The sequence below is a fragment of the Neobacillus sp. CF12 genome (assembly GCF_030348765.1).
Lineage (GTDB): Bacteria > Bacillota > Bacilli > Bacillales > Cytobacillaceae > Neobacillus.
Genome location: NZ_JAUCEU010000007.1, coordinates 3,010,544 through 3,029,192, shown reverse-complemented (window position 1 = coordinate 3,029,192; position 18,649 = coordinate 3,010,544). Strand labels below are relative to the sequence as shown.

Genomic DNA, 18,649 nt, shown 5'->3' with positions numbered 1-18,649 from the left:
AACAAACGAAAAAGGTAAAAATATCATTATAGGTAGTCGATATAGTTGTATAAGAATCAAAACAGATTATGAAATAATGAGAACGCTATCATGTATTATCTAAAAAATCTGATAATTGATGAAAGGGGGACCTACTTAAACTATATTTTTACCATTTTGCCTATTAAATCTCCAAAGTTAAACCTCAGATTGTTCAACTCATCTCCAATGTATAGCCAACAGATAAGTAAAAAATGTAAATCACTTGCAAGGGAAAGTAAGGGGAGGAATGAAAGTAAATGGGAAGAAAGAGAAAAAAGTTTAAAAAGATAGTTGGAAATATATGTGTTGCTTCCATGCTAGTTGGGTCTTTTGGCTTAATAGGATCAAATGAAACAAAAGCCGAAGTCATCACAAAGACCATTACCATTGATGGAAACAATGTAGACCAATTTAACCGTTTTAAAGGTTTTGGAACAGTAACGGCTAATAACACATCTCGTTTGATGTTAGATTACAAAGAAGAGCACCCAGAAGAATACTGGCAAATTATGAATAAACTATTTAACAAGGATACAGGCGCCGGATTAACGCATGTCAAGATTGAATTAGGCGGCGATGTTAATTCATCATCAGGAACAGAGCCCGCAACAATGCGTTATGCAGACGAACAAGCTAATATTCTTAGAGGTGCTGGATTCCAGTTTGCGGCTGACGCTAAATCGATTAATCCCGATATAACGACTGAAATTTTGCGTTGGGGTGAACCACGTTTTACATGGAGCGGGGCTGCAAATAATCAATATGAAAATCGATATCAATGGTACAAACAGACAATTGATGCGGTTTATAAAGAGTATGGTTTTAAATTGGATTATGTTGGGATCTCTCAAAATGAAAGAGCTCAAAGTAATAATGGTAAAAATGAACTCGAATGGCTGAAGTATTTTACAGCAAAGATCAAAACAGAGCCGAATTATGAAGAAGACTACAAAGATATTAAACTTGTTGCCGCAGACGGCTACCGAGATACATCAACTATTAGTCGTACACTCCTTCAAAATCCAGATTTGATTGATGAAATTGATGTTATCAGTTCTCATTATGGACTGACGGGTTCAAATGAACTAACACAATTACAAAATAAATTGATTGCTGAAGGTAAGAAACCAAAAGAAAGCTGGGTATCTGAAGGAATTGCTCCAATGATTAATGCGCGCTACCGTGAAAATATGGAACCAAATTATAAAGGGCTTGGAGGAAAAGCCGGGATTATTGATGTAACTTCCCGAATCATTTCCGTTTATTCTTGGACTGGAGCGGGCAGCAATCCGTTAAATGCCGTTTCTTTTGATTTCCAGCCTTCCGTTGCCGCGTTCTATGAAGGTTCTGCTTACAATCCGAAACACCTCATCAGTGCAATGGACCCGTGGTCTGGTTTCTATGAAGTAGATGGCGGTCTTCAGGGAGTTCGTCATGTAATGAACTTTGTTGGCTATGATGATCACACAACACCTGAAAATGAACGCTGGATGTATGTAAAAGATGCTACATACAGTGATGGAGCCTTCTTTGATGGCGGTGTAGATGTTGATACAAGTACGCATAATTACTTAACCTTAAAAGATCCAGAGACAAATGATTATTCAACTGTATTTGCAAATAACACAAAAGAGACACGTAAATACAAGATTAAAGCTCAAAATCTAAATGGCAAAGAGAATGCTCCGATTTATGTCTGGGAAACACGAGGGGCAGATGAAGGGCAAAAGGTAGATGCCAACTGGTTTAAAAATACCAATAAAATTACCCCAGTAAATGGTGAATATGATGTGGAAGTGAAGCCATATTCGATCGTGACTATATCAACGTTAGATAAGGAGTCCGAAGTCGAAGGCTTTGAATATGAGTCAGAACCAGTTGATTTATCGAAAGATACGATTATGCCTTTACCATATAAGGATGATTTTGAATACGATAAGTATCCTGTCGACGAAAAGGGTAGAGATTATGTAGACCGCCGCGGAGGAACACCGCGATATACGACTGATCAGACTGGTGCTTTTGAAGTAGTAAAAGAGGCAACAAAACCTGTGGCAAGTGGAAGTGCAGAACGTGCAAATTTAGAAATTCCGGAAGCAAAAGCTCATGGAAATATGCTGCAGCAGAAAATCAGTCCTGACATTATTGGTGCGGATTGGGCAGTTTGGGGCGGAAGAGATGGCTCTGCATCTAGTAGTAATCCTAACGCCACGATAGGTGACCACCGCTGGGTAAACTATAAAGCGTCTTACGACTTTTTACTAGATACGCATACACCTGAGGCAGAAGGCAGAAGTAACTATGCTTTAATTGGTGTAAGACAAGTGAAAGCCGGCGGAGCAGATTCACATGCACCATATAATGCAAAAGTATATTCAGATGGAAAATATGAAATTCTTAAACTAGGTAAGGTTGAAAAAAGTGGTACGATTGAAGGTTTCGATAATAAAATTTGGCACAATCTAGCATTTGAGGCAAAAGAAAATGTATTTACACTTTATCTTGATGGCGCAGAAATCGATTCCTACACCGATAAAGATTTTTCCGTAATGGCAGGAAGAGTTGCATTAGGTTCTGGATATTATGAAACTCTTATCGATAACTTAGTGATTGAGCCTATTAAAGGATATACCTATACATCCGAAAAAATAGACAGTGCACAAGGTAAGAAATATGCAACAGAAGAGGAAGCTTTGAATAATAATGACTTGATCAATCCTATTGGTTATTTGGGTAAATGGGATTATACACAAGCTGGTTATGCCCATTTTAATCGTACACAAATGACAGCCAAAACAGATATTCCTGTTTGGAATGGAGTAACTGTAGGACACAGAGATACAACAACAGTACCAGGGACTTTGAACAAAGTATTCTATTCTAGTGGCTGGTCATCTAACGGTGGAAATGCCTGGGCATCAAATGGTGCTTCTCTTGAGATAAAATTTAAGGGTACCGAGGTTAGGTTATATGGAGAAACAAATCCGTCAAATGGAAAAGGCGATGTTTATTTAGATGGAGTGTTAGTCGGTGAAGCAAATTATACGAATAATAGCAGTATTACCCAGATGGTCTGGTCTGCAGAGGATCTGGAAGACAAAGAACATACACTGAAAGTAGTAGCAAAAGATAAGTATATCAGCTTCACTAAAGTAGAAGTCGAAACAACTGATCCTGTATTAGCTGTTAAAAAATCAGGACCTGCTGATATTGTGAAAATTTCAGATGAATCACTAATTGAGGATAAGGAAAATACGGTTTATGCATTTAGAAAAAATACTGCTTGGGGCTCTAACAGTACGAATGCATGGGCGAGTTTTAATGATGATCCATATATTTTAATTAACTTCACGGGTAGTGGGATTGATTACTTGTCAGGGACTGGTGATAAATCACTCTATAATTTCGAACTAGACGGTGTAGATATGGGTAATTTCGCCGTAAATACTAGTACTGGCATAAGATATTCTGTAAGAGGTCTTGAAGAAAAACCGCATACGTTAAAAGTTTCCCTTAAGGATAATGAAAGACTAGATACCTTTATGGATTATCGTGGGGTCAATATCTATCATACGCCAATATTTGAAGCACCTACCAGCAGTATGATCTTCGATTTTGAAGGTTCAGGTTTTAATTTATTTGGAGCGACTCCTGACGCATTGATTGACGTGTATATTGATGATCAATTAATCGAAGAAAATTTTAGAATTTATGCTAAAGGTGACAGACAAACCTCTTATAGTATTCGCGGACTAAAAGATAGTAAACACACCGCTAAAGTGGTTATAAAAGGCGGTACTTTTACCTTGGATGGTATCGATGTTGTTACAGGCAGAAATAAAGTAGAAGTCAATAAGACAAAATTGCAGGAATTGTATGATGCGAATCAAGATAAAGACCACAAAGACTACACCAAGGAAAGTTGGAATGCCTTCCATAAAGCCCAACAATCCGCAAAAATGGCATTACACAATCCACAAGTTACACTAGAGCAAGTTGTTGCGGCCAGAACGTCCTTACAAGCAGCCGTTGAAAGTTTAACAGAAATAACGAGTAATTAAGCGAGAGAGGTAGCAATAGCACTGATACAGCAAGAAAAGACCATCCAGAGTTTCTGGATGGCCTTTTCAGCTTGCTTTATATTACACTTTTAAACGCCCTTATATGCTTTACGATAGATTTCAGCTAATTCGGTTACTAAAGGCAATTTAGGGTTAGCGGTGGTACATTGATCTTCAAATGCCCGGTCGGCAAGATAGTCAACTTTGCTTTCAAAAGCGTCAGCATCAATATTATTTGCTTCAATGCTCATCGGGATATCTAACTCTTTTGCAAGACGAATGATTGCCTGAACAAGACTTTCTACTCCTTCTTCTGTCGTATTCGCAGGCAGTCCTAAGGTTCTTGCAATTTCTGCATAACGCTTATCTGCTACAAAGTGGGCATATTTCGGAAATGCAGTAAATTTATTTGGTTTAGCCGCATTATAACGAATAACATGTGGCATTAATATGGTGTTTGCACGTCCGTGAGCGATATGGAACTCTGCGCCAAGTTTATGGGCAAGGCTATGGTTGATACCAAGGAATGCATTCGCAAAGGCCATCCCAGCAATGGTTGAAGCATTATGGACTTTTTCACGCGCCAATACGTCACTGCCATTTCGATAGGCTCTAGGAAGATATTCAAATACAAGTTGGATTGCTTTCATCGCAAGTCCATCTGTATAGTCGTTTGCCATACAAGATACATAGGCTTCGATGGCGTGGGTCAAAACATCCATTCCAGTATCAGCTGTAATATGCTTCGGAACTGTCATCACAAACTGTGGATCGATAATCGCTACGTCTGGTGTTAATTCATAATCGGCAAGTGGATATTTCATATTTGCTTCTTTATCAGTAATAACCGAGAATGATGTAACTTCTGAACCTGTGCCGGAAGTAGTTGGAATCGCTACAAATTGTGCTTTTTCTCCTAACTTAGGGTATTTTACAATTCGTTTTCGGATATCAAGGAATTTCTGTTTTAAGCCAAAGAAATCTGATTCTGGATTCTCATAAAACAGCCACATCCCTTTGGCAGCATCCATAGCCGAACCGCCGCCAAGGGCAATGATAACATCTGGCTGGAATTTAGCCATCATTTCCGTACCCTTCATTACTGTTTCAATAGATGGATCTGGTTCCACCTCTGAAAAAATTTCACAATGGACGTAATCAGGACGTTTCCTTAAATAATAAAGGACCTTATCAACATAGCCTAGTTTCACCATTCCAGGGTCTGTTACAATGAATGCTTTTGAAATCTTCGGCATTTTAGCCAAATACTGAGTTGAATTTTTCTCGAAATAGATTTTGGACGGCACTTTAAACCATTGCATATTAACATTCCTTTGGGCTACTTTTTTAATATTGATTAAGTGAATTGCACCAACATTCGTTGAAACAGAATTTCCTCCATAAGAACCACAGCCAAGTGTAAGGGAAGGCATATAAGCATTGTAAATATCTCCAATGGCACCTTGTGAAGATGGGGCATTGACAATGATTCTTCCAGCTTTCATTCGGTAGCCATACTGCCTAATTACATTTTGATCCTGAGAATGGATGACGGCTGAATGTCCTAAACCGCCAAATTCTAACATTTCTTCTGCTCTATCTAAGCCTTCTTCAAGACTGCTGACCTTGTAACAGGCAAGAACAGGGCTTAATTTTTCTCTTGATAGCGGATATCCTGGTCCAACGCCATCTAATTCAGCTATAAGAATTTTAGTGTTATCAGGAACACTTATCCCTGCTAAAGCGGCAATTTTGCTAGCAGCCATCCCAACAATAGCAGGATTAACCGCACATGATTTTTCATTAATGACTAATTTTTCGACTTTTTCTTTTTCTTCTTGGTTTAAAAAGTAACAGTTATTCGCAATCAACTCATTTTTGACTACGGAATAAATCTCTTGATCAATAATAACGGCCTGCTCAGAAGCACATATCATTCCGTTGTCAAAGGTCTTTGATAAAATTAAGTCATTGACTGCTTGCTGAATGTTGGCTGATTTCTCCATATAGCATGGAACATTTCCAGGTCCAACACCAAGAGCTGGTTTACCTGAACTATAAGCGGATTTAACCATTCCTGCACCGCCAGTTGCAAGAATCATCGATATCTTTGAGTGATTCATTAGTGCTTGTGTAGCCTCAATAGACGGTGTTTCAATCCATTGTATGCAATTTTCAGGAGCACCTGCCAGTATAGCCGCGTCCCTAAGGATTCTTGCCGCCTCGCTGCTGCATTTTTGAGCAGATGGATGGAAGGCAAAAACAATTGGATTTCTCGTTTTTATGGATATAAGTGCTTTAAACATCGTTGTGGATGTTGGATTGGTAACAGGGGTAACACCCGCGATGACACCAACCGGCTCAGCAATTTCAATAATTCCTTCGTGTTCGTTTTCGTTGATGATTCCCACGGTTTTATCATACTTGATATTATGATAAACATATTCAGTCGCAAACATATTTTTAATAATTTTATCTTCATAAACGCCTCGTTTGGTTTCCTCAACAGCAAGTTTTGCAAGCTGCATATGTTGATCCAGACCAGCTAAGGCCATTTGCTTCACAATCAAATCAATCATTTCTTGGTCAAAGCTGCGGAATTCTTCTAAAGCTTTAAGACCATTTTCCACCAAGGTATCAACCATAGAAGCTACATTTTGTATGTCCTTGCTCATTTTTTCTGCCACTGCCATTTTAAATTCCTCCAATTACTCCAAACTTTGTGAAATGATTCACAAGTGTGTATAAAAAAATATTAACTAACCATTTGATAGAATCTTAGAGTGTTACTCACAAACTGGGTTTCGTGGTATCTTTTCAAAGGAGATGTCATTCAGTACTTTAGAATATTTTTTTACAACGATGACAAAATTTACTGTCCATATATAATTTGGAATATCTTCATTATCCTTAATCATCATCGCTTCAAATTCGTCGCCAATGATCTCTTCGAACGCTTCCTGTGTATACGTTTCGGAATCTGTAGAAAAAGATCTCCATTCACAAATCATCATGTCATATCACTCCTTGTTTCTTTTATAAATTTATCATAACATCTAATTTAGATAAAAGTTTGTGAAATATTGAACAAACTTTGAAAGTTTAACAAATATACCGAAAATGGTCCTTTTTACCTAAGGTGAGTAATTGAGGCGTAAAAAAACAGCCCAATACATGAGCTGTTAGCTTTCTTGCTTTTCTTTATCGAACCAAAGCAGTTCTTGGTCTTCTTCATCGCCATTATAGTTAATAAGAATTTCTTCGCCTGCTTTTATGTCTTTGTAAGCATAAAAATCAAAGGTATGATTAGGAAAGTTTATTTCATATGTGGCATTTGGCTGATAGGAATGGTTAAATAACATCCCATAACCTAAGAGAAGGCATGTATGGTTGATGCCATATTCAAACGCATAGTCGGCAAGCAATGTTTTTTCAATGTGTTCATGTTCTGCATTTGGATAGGCAATAACGGGTGCTTCATGGATAAGTTCGCCTTTTTGGATATCACGGGTAGCAAATACCCCTCTATTGAACTCCCCATCACTGAGTTTTGATATTTTAATTTCTATCATGATCGTCACCTACATTTACTTTCTATGAAGTCAATTATCCTCTTAGTTTGACAGGTAATAGCTTTGAAAGCAACCGTTTTCGGTTAACTCGCATGATAGTATGTCTAAAAAGCACGAATTTTAAACAGAACTGATTTCTATGTGTTCGAATTTTGAAACCTTAAACAAGCCTTTGTCGGTAAGTTTTAATTCGGGTATAACGGGGAGGGCTAAAAACGAAAGGGTCAAAAAAGGATTGAAATGATTATTTGCTCCAAGCTTTTCAAGAGCGATGTGAAGCGTATTGAGACAGGCATATACTTCCCGGTAAGGGCGGTCAGATATTAATCCGCCAATCGGCAATTCTAATGATGCGAGAATTTGGCCATCTTTAATGACAATCAGTCCGCCCTGCATTTTTTTAATACTGTTTGCTGCCAGTACCATATCACGATCATTGGTCCCGGCAATAATAAGATTATGCGAATCATGGGCAATCGTGGCAGCAATTGCCCCTTCTTTTAAACCTAATCCTTTAACGATTCCTAATCCAATTTGCTTCGTCATATGATGGCGCTCAATTACGGCTAGCTTTAATTGATCAGCAGTTATAGAGGGCTGGAAGAAACCTTGATCGCAAATATTCACTTCTTCCACGATGTGATGTGTGATAAGACTGTTAGGAATAATCTCAATGATATTTGCCTTTTTTGCGGATAAGGTAATGTTCAAATTGGATTCCAAGATTTCATTAAAATGGACGGATTGTTTCAAACAATTTTTTTGACTGTTAGGGCAATCAGCAATCAACTTGCCATCTTGTACTACGGCTATTCCGTCCTTATAGACATGTGAAATCCTGACAGTTTCAAGATCATCTACTAAAGAAAAGTCTGCCTTGTACCCGGCTGCAATCGCTCCCTTTTCTTCAAGCCCAAAACATTCTGCTGCATTGATAGTGGCCATTTGAATGGCGGTGATTGGGGAAATTCCTTCGGCAATCGCCTGCCGCACATTGTGGTCAATACTGCCCTCAAGAACAAGGTCATCTAGATGTTTATCATCGGTCACAAATAAGCATCTTCGGGAATTGTACTGATTGACAACTGGAATCAAATTACGTAAGTCCTTTGCAACGGTGCCTTCACGAATCATTAAATACATTCCGCTCTTAAGGCGTTCTTTTGCTTCTTCAGCGGTTGTACACTCATGATCAGTACGGATACCAGCAGCCATATAGACATTCAAAGCTATACCGGACAATCCTGCGCCATGTCCATCTACTTTTTTGCCAAAATGTTTCGCGTCAGAAATTTTATTCAGCATATCATCCTCAGTATTAAGGACCGCAGGAAAGTTCATAACTTCTGCTAATCCAAGGACTCGTGGATGTTGATAAAAGTGGGATAAATTCTCTGCTTTCAAAATAGCGCCCGAGTTTTCAAAGTTTGTCGCTGGAACACAAGAAGGAAGCATAATGTAAATATCAAAAGGGAGGTTTTCGGAAGCATCTAGCATATATTGAATTCCTTGCGTACCTAGAACATTCGCAATTTCATGGGGATCTGCAATAACGGTCGTTACTCCATGAGGCAGAAGGACTTTTGCGAATTCACTTGGCGTAACCAAAGAAGATTCGATATGAACATGACCATCGATAAAGGCAGGGAGGACATAACGCCCTTCTGCATCTATTATCTTCTTCCCATCATATTGCCCAATACCTGCGAAGTAACCATCTACGATTGCAATATCACCTTCCATTATTTCTCCGTTAAAAACATCAATAATCCTGCCGTTTTTTATGACTGTATCCGCAGGTTCCTTTCCTGAAGCCACAGAGATTCTTCGTGTTATTTGATTTCTCTCCATTGGACAACACCCTCTACATCAGATTAGTATTCTACTTTGTTCTTGGAGATTTCCCATGTACGGAAAGGTAAATCACCATCATCTGGTGAAATTTGCTGCATTGGGATTTTTCGATGCTCCATCGGAAGTGCGAGCTGCTCATAAATGAATTGATCATCAAACCCAATCTTTGCAGCTTCCTGTTTCGTGCAGGCATAATATACCGCCTTTGGTCTCGCCCAATAGATGGCACCAATGCACATTGGACAAGGTTCGCAGCTCGTATATATTTCGCAATCAATAAGCTGGAAATCGTTTAAATATCTGCAGGCGTCTCGAATGGCTTGGACTTCTGCATGTGCAGTTGGATCTTTTGAAGCGGTGACTTCATTCCGTCCAATCCCAATTATTTTCCCGTCTTTTACGACGATGGCTCCAAACGGACCCCCATGGTTGGTAAGGACATTATTTAGTGCTTCATCAATTGCTTTTTTCATGAAATGTATATCTGACATATAACCTCTCCATTCTTTTGGATAATTTTTAATTATGCTATATCACACATAGAAAATCTTTCTTATTGTAAAGTTTGCTTACACATTTTCTACAGTACAAAAAACCATGGTAGATTATATGACACTTATGTAGAGACTATCTCGGTATTTCGATATTATTGTGAAAAAATGGGGGACGAGTTAAAAACTGAAACCCATTTGAGCCATGATGGAAGATTCATAAAAATAGAGAAAGAACATGTGATGTATTTTTAGGAGGTCTAGAATATATATAGTTTTAACAAGTACCCAGGCTGTTTGGTCGAACAGAAGGAGGGAAGAGGTGAAGCCATGGATATAAATGAATGGATGGAAAGTAAGGAAGTAAATCAAATGAACAAGGAGGAGTTTGTCCAAAAAGTAGGCTGGGTGTTTGAACATTCTCCGTGGGTGGCTTGTGCTGCATGGGAAAGGATACCGTTTGAATCGCGTGATACCCTCTTACAAACGATGATTGAGATTGTTCAAAATGCGGAGGAATCTAAGCAGTTAGCATTACTTCGTGCCCACCCGGACTTAGGAACCAGATTGCAAATGACCGAGGTTTCCCAAAAGGAGCAAGCTGGCGCAGGCCTTAATCAACTTTCAAAGGAGGAGTTTGAGGAGTTTGTTTCTCTCAATCAGCGGTATGTCCAGAAATTTAAATTCCCCTTTATCATGGCCGTGAAAGGCCAAACCAAAGAAAGTATTCTTGCTGCAATGAAGCAAAGGGTGCATAAGGCTTACGAGGAAGAGTATCACATTGCTTTAGATGAGGTTTATAAAATTGCCGGCTTCCGATTGAATGATTTTTTAAAAGACTAACATAATGGAAAGATCATCGTGTGCCTACGGATGAAAGACATAGTGACCGAAATTAAGGAGAAATCGAAAAAGTGGTCACTTACGAAGGCTATAAGTGACAGAAATTAAAGAAAAGTCGAAAAAGTGGTCACTTAGGAAGGCTATAAGTGACCGCAATTTAAGGAAATTCAAAAAAGCGGTCTCTATGAATCTTGCTTACCATCCATTTGAAAAGACTTCTAAATAGATAAGGAGGCTTCAAAAATGAAAAGAACGATGAGCTATGGGAAAGCGGATGTTTGGGTTTATCGAACCTACGCAAAGCCGTTAACTGGAGTTCAATCCATTCCAGAATCCACATTCACTGGCCGAAAAAACATTCTTTTTGGGATGAATGTAAAAGTCGCCGTTGAAGGTGAAGCATTTTTCCCCTCATTTAAAAATGGTGATAACACATTGGTTGTCGCAACAGATTCAATGAAAAACTTCATCCTCAAGCATGCGGGAGATTACCAAGGCGCCACCCAGGAAGGATTCCTTGAATTTGTTGCTCATCGCTTTCTGGAGACCTACTCACATATGACGGGAATCAATATCTCAGGCGAACAAATTTCCTTTGAAGATCTTCCTGTCCCTGCAAATGGCACCTTCGAACCGAGTCCGCTTGTCTTTCGCTACTCATTAAATGAACAGGCTGGTGCTTCGATTGAAGTAAAGCGTGAAAAAGATGAAATCACCACTACCAATCACATTAGCAGTTTGAAGGGTCTTAAGTTGATAAAGGTAAAGGGCAGCTCGTTTTACGGTTATGTAAAGGATGAATATACAACATTGCCGGAATCCTTTGACCGTCCGCTGTTTATCTTCCTGAATATAGATTGGCGTTATAAGGATCTCGAGGATGCTAGAGGAAATACGTCCAATGGATACGTAGCAGCAGAGCAGGTTAGAGATATTGCTTATACGGTCTTTCATGAAGAAAACTCACCTTCCATTCAAAATCTCATTTACCGAATTGGAACTAGAATCCTAGAACGCTTTCCACAGTTGGCAGAAGTTCGCTTTGAATCAAATAATCGGACTTGGGAAACGATCTTAGATGAAATTCCTGCCTCAAAAGAAGGGCAAGTATTTACTGAACCTCGCCCTCCATATGGTTTTCAATGTTTTTCGATGACCCATGAAGACTTAGAATCGAAAAGGGAAATCACCTAAATGACAGGAAGATTGACTACACATGTCCTAGACATAAGTATCGGGAAGCCAGCTAGTGGTGTGTTAGTGGAGTTAGTACGTTATGGTCCCAATAAAGAGATAGAATCCATCAGAATTTCCTATACAAATGAGGATGGCAGATTAAACCACCCTCTACTAGAAGGGGAAAATATGAAAAAAGGAATCTACGAACTTTATTTCCATGTGGGTGACTATTACCGAAATCGCGGAACTTCCGCTGAAAATCCCTCGTTCCTAGATTGTGTTCCTGTTCGATTTGGGATTTCTGACCCTGATTCCCACTATCATGTACCGCTTTTGATATCACCAGGAGGATACAGTACCTACAGAGGGAGCTAGGAGGGAAAATGAAAACAGAACTTTGGGTGAAAAATGGATATGTTTTTACAGGTGAAGGTTTTCGGTTTGCAAGTATAAAAATTAAAAATGGGATAATAGAGGCTCTATATGACAGCGAACTCGAACCACCAAAAGAAAACGAGTCCCATTCCATAGACGCTAGTGGTTACCTAGTAGTTCCAGGTTTTATTGATGCACATGTTCATTTTAACGACCCCGGCCGGACGGATTGGGAAGGAATCGAAACCGGCAGCAGAGCAGCAGCCATTGGTGGTACGACAACGATTTTTGATATGCCGCTGAATTGTTCTCCGTCCGTGACAAACGTAGAAATTTTACACCATAAGAGAGACTTTTTAAAATCAAAATCTTATATTGATTATGCACTATGGGGAGGTATGACTGGAAATAATGTACACAATAACGCAGAACTAGCCCATATGTCTGAGGGGGTTATTGCATGGAAGGCGTTTATGTCAGAGAGCGGCATTGATGATTTTCCATTTGTCTCACCAGAACAATTAGAACTGGCTATGAAGATTGCCAGAGAACAAAATAAAATCCTTGCTCTTCATGCGGAATGGTTAGAAGAGATTAATAGTCTTACAACCTTTTATAAGAATCAAAAAGATATGAATGAGAGAAACGCTTTTCTTGCAAGCAGGCCAATTTCTGCAGAAGAACGGGCTGTCAACTTTGCACTAGAGTTAGCAGCAAAATATGGTACGGCTATCCATTTCGTTCATATCAGTTCACCAAAAGTAGTTGGACAAATTCACCGAGCAAAGAAAAGCGGGGTTAACGTTACAGTAGAAACTTGTCCTCATTATTTACTATTTGATGAAGAGGATTTTCTTCGAAAAGGAGCTATCCTTAAATGTGCACCTCCGCTCCGTCCACGAAAAGAGGTAGAGGGGCTGTGGGAATGTATAGCTAACGGCTGGATTGATACCATTGGTTCAGACCATTCACCGTGTCTTTATACGATGAAAGACACGGACTCTATTTGGGATACATGGGGTGGAATTCAGGGTGTGCAATTTACCTGGCTTGCATTATTAGATGAGGCACTGAAAAGGAAAATTCCACTTAAAAAAATACTTCCGTTAGGGACTGAAAATGTAGCAAATCGGTTTCGACTATCAAGGAATAAAGGGAGAATTCAACCCGGATTGGATGCAGATTTCGTTTTGATTTCATTGGATGAAGAAACCAAAGTAGACAAACAATCCATTGCGTTCCGAAATTCATATTCCCCCTATGAAAATAGAACCTTTTTGTTAAAAATAAAGAAAACAATTTTACGCGGAAAAGTAATTTATGACAATCAAACCGGAGTAACCGAAGAAAAGTATGGTCAATATACACAGCCAAGGGAGGATGCATATGGCTCAATTCCCCACTAATCTTAATGAGGCAATAGAATGGCTGGCCTCTTTTGGGGGTGAGCCAGAGGGAGGCGTAACGCGAACACTTTATTCACAACCTTGGAAGGAAGCACAGCAGGCCTTAAAGGGTTGGATGGAGGAAGTGGGGCTGTTAACATATTATGATGCTATCGGCAACTTATTTGGAAGACTTCCTTCTCCTAATCTTAATGCACCGACCATCCTTATTGGCTCACATGTTGACACCGTTAAATCAGGCGGAAAATATGATGGTGCTTATGGAATTATCGCTGGAGTTCTAGCATTACTACATTTGAAAAAGCAGTATGGGGAGCCATCTATAAACCTCGAGGTGGTTTCATTTTGCGAAGAGGAAGGAAGTCGCTTTCCAGTTGCTCTCTGGGGTTCAGGTATGATGACGGGGATTTATTCATATAAAGATATTAATAATATCAAGGATTCGGAGGGCATCAGCTTTGAGACAGCTATGATGGCTGCCGGATTTGGACTTACTGAATATAGGGTCCGGAAAGATATACAAACTTTTATTGAACTACATATCGAACAGGGACCCACACTTGAAAAAGTAGAAAAATCAATTGGTATTGTCAAAGCGATTGTCGGTCAAAAACGGTTTCGAGTTACCGTGAGTGGTGAATCTAACCATGTAGGTACAACTTCAATGAAATGGAGACAAGATGCTCTCCACGGGGCGGTAAACATGATTCATGATTTATACGAGAGTGTAAAGGAATACGATGAGGATCTTGTAACAAGTGTTGGCCAGCTATTTGTAGAACCTAATGTTCCCAATGTAATACCTAATCATGTTCAGTTTACTGTCGATGCGAGACATCCAAAGGAATCGGTTCTGCACTCTTTTTGTCAGCGATTTACCGAGCAGTTTCATGATCATGCCCAAAAAATGAATTTGGATAGCCAAGTAGAGATGTGGCATGAAGTTCAGCCGGCCCAAATGGATCATAGCCTTAACGAAATTATACAAAGTATTTGCACCAGTAACTCTATTACTTTTCATAGGATGAATAGTGGTGCGGGACATGATGCCCAGTTGTTTGCCCGCATTTGCCCTACGACCATTCTTTTCGTTCCTAGTCAGGGCGGTATTAGTCATTCGCCACTTGAGTATACTTCGACACAGGACTTAGAAAAGGGTCTGGAGGTACTTATACAATTATTACATCAATTAGCGTACAACCACTGAGGAGTGATTACTATGAATGAGGATAAAGCAAAGATTGTCCAGTGGATACAGGACCATGAAGAAGATCTAATCTCTTTTTTGAAAAAGCTAGTGCAAACTCCATCGGATAATCCAGCTGGTGATTGTTTACCGATAGCCAGAGTTTTAGAGAAACAGCTTTCTGAACTTGGATTTGAAAATGTGTGTCTCCTCGAAGTTGACGAAGAAAGTGTAAAAGCAAATGGGATGATTAGTATGGCTAACGTCCTTGCTCCCACAGTTTTTGGCGAAGGGACAAATATTGTGTTAAACGCACACGGAGATGTTGTTCCCCCTGGATTAGGATGGAGTGTCGACCCTTATGAAGGAGAAGTCATTGATGGAAAAATGTACGGACGCGGGGTGGCTGTGTCAAAGTCTGATATTGCCGCTTATACCTATGCGGTGCTTGCATTAAAACAGGTCAACGAACAGCTTTCTGGGATGATAGATCTTGCATTTACATTTGATGAAGAAACAGGTGGGGAAATAGGTCCTAAGTGGCTAATTGACCAAGGCTATATTAAACCTGATCAAGCCATCGTTGCGGGATTCACCTATTCTGCTGTTAATGCTCATAATGGCTGTTTGCATTTTGAAATCAAAACAACAGGAAAGTCAGCACATGCTGCCCTACCGCATACAGGTATTGACGCTATTGAGGCAACATCAAAAATTGTAAATGCGCTATATGACTATCGAAAGACACTTGCTGAAAAAAAATCATCGATACCAGGCATTGATTTTCCTACATTGAATGTAGGGATCATTTCGGGTGGAATAAACACCAATGTCGTTCCTGATGAATGCACGATTAGGGTGGATAGACGATTAATTCCCGAAGAGGACTTTGTTGAAGCAGAAACTGAGTTTAGAGAACTCGTTCATCAAGCAGTGGCAGGCATTCCGGGGATAAAAATAGAGATAAGAAAAATTCTTCACGCAAAAAGCTTTGGCCCAGTTCCGGAAAATACACCATTAGTTCGCGCCCTGGCTGCAAACTGGCAGTCGATTTTGAAAGAGGAAGGCGAGTTACCTGTTCACGGAGTACCGCTTTATACAGATGCCCGCCACTTCTATGCTGCAGGAATTCCTACGATTATGTTTGGTGTCGGACCAAAAGTGTTAGAAGAGGCGAATGGTCACCGGGCAGATGAAAATATTCGACTTTCTGATTTACAGGCTGCTACCAAAATCATCGCTTGTACCCTTTATGATTTATTAGCAGGAGGAAAACCATGAAATTAACCCAGCGTGAGCAGGAAAAATTAATGATCGTCGTCGCTGCCGACTTGGCAAGGCGTAGAAAAGAACGCGGATTGAAATTAAATTATCCTGAAGCGATTGCCCTGATTACCTATGAAATTATGGAGGGTGCTAGGGATGGAAAAACCGTTGCCCAATTGATGAGTGAAGGTACATCGATTTTATCCACTGAGGACGTGATGGAAGGAATACCGGAAATGATTCGCGATATACAGGTAGAAGCCACATTTCCGGATGGAACAAAGCTTATAACCGTTCATGAACCAATTCGGTAAAATGCTAGTTTAATAGTAAAGGCGGAGACTTGCATGATTCCTGGAGAATATGTATTAAGGCAAGAGCCGATTGCCTGTAATCAGGGAAGACCAGTTTCAAAGGTGCTGGTACTAAATAAAGGGGACCGGCCTATACAAGTAGGGTCCCATTTTCATTTTTTTGAAGTCAATGGTTCACTCCATTTTGAACGTCCGGGGGCATATGGAAAACACTTAAATATTCCGGCGGGCACGGCTGTCCGCTTTGAACCGGGGGATGCAAAAGAGGTAGAGCTAGTTCCATTTGCGGGTAAGCGTGAAGTTTATGGTCTAAACAATAAAACCGATGGCCAATTGGACACGAAAAAGGGGGACCAGGCATGAGTTTCAAAATGTCTAGAAAACAATATGCAGACATGTTTGGTCCCACTATGGGCGATGCCATTCGCCTTGCGGACACCGATTTATTTATTGAAATAGAAAAAGATTATACGGTTTATGGGGATGAAGTCAAATTTGGCGGCGGTAAAGTCATTCGTGACGGGATGGGGCAGCACCCACTTGCTACACGCGCGGCTGGGGCACTTGATGTGGTCATCACCAATGCCATTATTGTTGATTACACTGGAATTTATAAGGCTGATATCGGTATTCGAGATGGAAGGATTGCAGGAATTGGGAAAAGCGGTAATCCACTACTTATGGATGGAGTGGATATGGTCATTGGGGCTTCAACAGAGGTCATTGCAGGTGAAGGAATGTTTGTCACGGCTGGAGGTATCGATGCCCATATCCATTTCATTAGCCCTCAACAAATTGAAACAGCGCTATCCTCTGGGATTACAACTATGATTGGAGGCGGCACTGGTCCAGCTACTGGTACAAATGCGACAACTTGTACTCCCGGTGAGTGGAATATTCACCGGATGCTTGAAGCAGCAGAAGAGTTCCCGATGAATCTTGGGTTTTTAGGAAAGGGGAATTCCTCCTCTGAAGCGCCATTAATCGAGCAGGTAAATGCCGGTGTCATTGGGCTAAAGCTCCATGAAGACTGGGGGACAACCGCCTCAGCGATTGATCACTGCTTACGGGTTGCTGATCAATATGATGTCCAAGTTGCCATCCATACCGATACCTTAAATGAAGGCGGATTTGTGGAAGATACGCTGGCTGCCATTAATGGCAGGGTTATACATACCTACCATACGGAAGGGGCTGGCGGAGGACATGCCCCTGATATTATAAAGGTTGCCAGTTATCCATATATCCTTCCTTCATCCACCAATCCAACCCGTCCATATACTAAAAATACATTAGATGAACATTTGGATATGCTAATGGTTTGTCATCATTTAGACCCTGATGTACCAGAGGATATCGCTTTTGCTGATTCTCGAATCCGCAAAGAAACGATTGCGGCTGAGGATATTCTCCATGACATGGGCGTATTCAGCATGATAAGTTCAGACTCGCAGGCGATGGGCCGTGTCGGTGAAGTGATTACACGGACCTGGCAGACCGCGGATAAAATGCGAAAGCAAAGAGGGAAATTACCAGAGGACACAGGTATAGGAGATAACTTCCGTGTGAAGCGATATATCGCCAAGTATACGATTAACCCAGCGATTACCCACGGGATTTCCGAAGAAGTTGGTTCCATTGAGGTCGGGAAATTGGCTGATTTGGTAATTTGGGATCCAGCCTTTTTTGGAGTTAAGCCAGAGATTGTCATTAAAGGCGGAATGATCGCTCACAGTTTGATGGGAGACCCAAACGCTTCAATCCCTACGCCACAACCGGTCTTATACCGTCCGATGTTTGCCTCCTTTGGTAAAGCAAAATACTCCACGTGTATTACCTTCTTGTCTAAAGCGGCGATTGATATTGGCGTTCATGAAAAATTGGGGCTGAAAAAACAAATCAAGCCCGCCCATGGGACCCGTCAACTTACAAAAAAGGATATGAAACTCAATGCTGAAATGCCCAAAATTGAAGTAGATCCGCAAACGTATGAGGTTATCGTAGATGGAGAACTTGTAACCTGTGAACCAGCGGAAGTATTGCCGATGGCACAGCGTTATTTCTTATTTTAGGAGGAGCAA

Annotated in this window: 15 protein-coding genes; 10 read left to right on the top strand and 5 right to left on the bottom strand. The window is 40.3% G+C overall.

Annotated elements, in window-relative coordinates; translation table 11 throughout:
* Positions 1-278: 278 nt before the first annotated feature.
* Positions 279-4,082, top strand: a complete 3,804-nt coding sequence (locus QUG14_RS14390; protein WP_289341221.1) for a glycoside hydrolase family 30 protein — start codon at positions 279-281, stop codon at positions 4,080-4,082.
* Positions 4,083-4,171: 89 nt separating this feature from the next.
* On the opposite strand, the gene adhE is transcribed toward QUG14_RS14390, so the two are convergent.
* The 5 genes from adhE to QUG14_RS14365 all read right to left on the bottom strand — a co-directional run bounded on the left by adhE (position 4,172) and on the right by QUG14_RS14365 (position 9,999).
* Positions 4,172-6,775 (bottom strand): bifunctional acetaldehyde-CoA/alcohol dehydrogenase, encoded by a 2,604-nt coding sequence (gene adhE / locus QUG14_RS14385; protein WP_289341220.1) that lies wholly within the window; start codon positions 6,773-6,775, stop codon positions 4,172-4,174.
* A gap of 93 nt (positions 6,776-6,868) precedes the next feature.
* Positions 6,869-7,096, bottom strand: coding sequence for a hypothetical protein (locus tag QUG14_RS14380; protein ID WP_289341219.1), 228 nt, complete (start codon positions 7,094-7,096; stop codon positions 6,869-6,871).
* Positions 7,097-7,264: 168 nt separating this feature from the next.
* Complete coding sequence (locus QUG14_RS14375; protein WP_289341218.1) at positions 7,265-7,654, bottom strand: SET domain-containing protein; 390 nt, start codon at positions 7,652-7,654, stop codon at positions 7,265-7,267.
* 120 nt (positions 7,655-7,774) lie between these two features.
* Complete coding sequence (ade, locus tag QUG14_RS14370; protein WP_289341217.1) at positions 7,775-9,505, bottom strand: adenine deaminase; 1,731 nt, start codon at positions 9,503-9,505, stop codon at positions 7,775-7,777.
* 23 nt (positions 9,506-9,528) lie between these two features.
* The gene (locus QUG14_RS14365) at positions 9,529-9,999 is read right to left on the bottom strand and encodes a nucleoside deaminase (protein WP_289341216.1); all 471 of its coding nucleotides are present in this window, start codon (positions 9,997-9,999) and stop codon (positions 9,529-9,531) included.
* Between the two features lie 330 nt (positions 10,000-10,329).
* On the opposite strand from QUG14_RS14365, the gene uraD reads away from it, so the two are divergent.
* From uraD to ureC, 9 genes are all read left to right on the top strand, one after another.
* The gene (gene uraD, locus QUG14_RS14360; protein WP_289341215.1) at positions 10,330-10,842 is read left to right on the top strand and encodes a 2-oxo-4-hydroxy-4-carboxy-5-ureidoimidazoline decarboxylase; all 513 of its coding nucleotides are present in this window, start codon (positions 10,330-10,332) and stop codon (positions 10,840-10,842) included.
* Positions 10,843-11,085: 243 nt separating this feature from the next.
* Positions 11,086-12,036, top strand: a complete 951-nt coding sequence (pucL, locus tag QUG14_RS14355) for a factor-independent urate hydroxylase (protein WP_289341214.1) — start codon at positions 11,086-11,088, stop codon at positions 12,034-12,036.
* Complete coding sequence (gene uraH, locus QUG14_RS14350; protein WP_289341213.1) at positions 12,037-12,396, top strand: hydroxyisourate hydrolase; 360 nt, start codon at positions 12,037-12,039, stop codon at positions 12,394-12,396.
* An 8-nt stretch (positions 12,397-12,404) separates the two neighbouring features.
* The gene (allB, locus tag QUG14_RS14345) at positions 12,405-13,802 is read left to right on the top strand and encodes an allantoinase AllB (RefSeq protein ID WP_289341212.1); all 1,398 of its coding nucleotides are present in this window, start codon (positions 12,405-12,407) and stop codon (positions 13,800-13,802) included.
* Positions 13,783-15,009: a M20 family metallo-hydrolase gene (locus QUG14_RS14340; RefSeq protein WP_289341211.1), complete on the top strand. Its 1,227-nt coding sequence runs from the start codon at positions 13,783-13,785 to the stop codon at positions 15,007-15,009. The genes allB and QUG14_RS14340 overlap by 20 nt, the downstream gene beginning before the upstream one ends.
* 12 nt (positions 15,010-15,021) lie before the next feature.
* Positions 15,022-16,269 carry an ArgE/DapE family deacylase gene (locus tag QUG14_RS14335; protein WP_289341210.1) on the top strand — a complete coding sequence of 416 codons (1,248 nt, stop codon included), beginning with the start codon at positions 15,022-15,024 and terminating at the stop codon, positions 16,267-16,269.
* On the top strand, positions 16,266-16,568 hold the full coding sequence (locus tag QUG14_RS14330) for an urease subunit gamma (protein WP_289341209.1): 303 nt from the start codon (positions 16,266-16,268) through the stop codon (positions 16,566-16,568). The genes QUG14_RS14335 and QUG14_RS14330 overlap by 4 nt, the downstream gene beginning before the upstream one ends.
* A 33-nt stretch (positions 16,569-16,601) precedes the next feature.
* Positions 16,602-16,931, top strand: coding sequence for an urease subunit beta (locus QUG14_RS14325; protein ID WP_289341208.1), 330 nt, complete (start codon positions 16,602-16,604; stop codon positions 16,929-16,931).
* Positions 16,928-18,640, top strand: coding sequence for an urease subunit alpha (ureC, locus tag QUG14_RS14320; RefSeq protein ID WP_289341207.1), 1,713 nt, complete (start codon positions 16,928-16,930; stop codon positions 18,638-18,640). The genes QUG14_RS14325 and ureC overlap by 4 nt, the downstream gene beginning before the upstream one ends.
* Positions 18,641-18,649 lie beyond the last annotated feature (9 nt).

Coding starts and splice junctions, on each gene's coding strand:
- QUG14_RS14390 (WP_289341221.1), top strand. CDS start 279: ATGGGAAGAAAGAGAAAAAAGTTTAAAAAGATAGTTGGAAATATATGT.
- adhE (WP_289341220.1), bottom strand. CDS start 6,775: ATGGCAGTGGCAGAAAAAATGAGCAAGGACATACAAAATGTAGCTTCT.
- QUG14_RS14380 (WP_289341219.1), bottom strand. CDS start 7,096: ATGATGATTTGTGAATGGAGATCTTTTTCTACAGATTCCGAAACGTAT.
- QUG14_RS14375 (WP_289341218.1), bottom strand. CDS start 7,654: ATGATAGAAATTAAAATATCAAAACTCAGTGATGGGGAGTTCAATAGA.
- ade (WP_289341217.1), bottom strand. CDS start 9,505: ATGGAGAGAAATCAAATAACACGAAGAATCTCTGTGGCTTCAGGAAAG.
- QUG14_RS14365 (WP_289341216.1), bottom strand. CDS start 9,999: ATGTCAGATATACATTTCATGAAAAAAGCAATTGATGAAGCACTAAAT.
- uraD (WP_289341215.1), top strand. CDS start 10,330: ATGGATATAAATGAATGGATGGAAAGTAAGGAAGTAAATCAAATGAAC.
- pucL (WP_289341214.1), top strand. CDS start 11,086: ATGAAAAGAACGATGAGCTATGGGAAAGCGGATGTTTGGGTTTATCGA.
- uraH (WP_289341213.1), top strand. CDS start 12,037: ATGACAGGAAGATTGACTACACATGTCCTAGACATAAGTATCGGGAAG.
- allB (WP_289341212.1), top strand. CDS start 12,405: ATGAAAACAGAACTTTGGGTGAAAAATGGATATGTTTTTACAGGTGAA.
- QUG14_RS14340 (WP_289341211.1), top strand. CDS start 13,783: ATGGCTCAATTCCCCACTAATCTTAATGAGGCAATAGAATGGCTGGCC.
- QUG14_RS14335 (WP_289341210.1), top strand. CDS start 15,022: ATGAATGAGGATAAAGCAAAGATTGTCCAGTGGATACAGGACCATGAA.
- QUG14_RS14330 (WP_289341209.1), top strand. CDS start 16,266: ATGAAATTAACCCAGCGTGAGCAGGAAAAATTAATGATCGTCGTCGCT.
- QUG14_RS14325 (WP_289341208.1), top strand. CDS start 16,602: ATGATTCCTGGAGAATATGTATTAAGGCAAGAGCCGATTGCCTGTAAT.
- ureC (WP_289341207.1), top strand. CDS start 16,928: ATGAGTTTCAAAATGTCTAGAAAACAATATGCAGACATGTTTGGTCCC.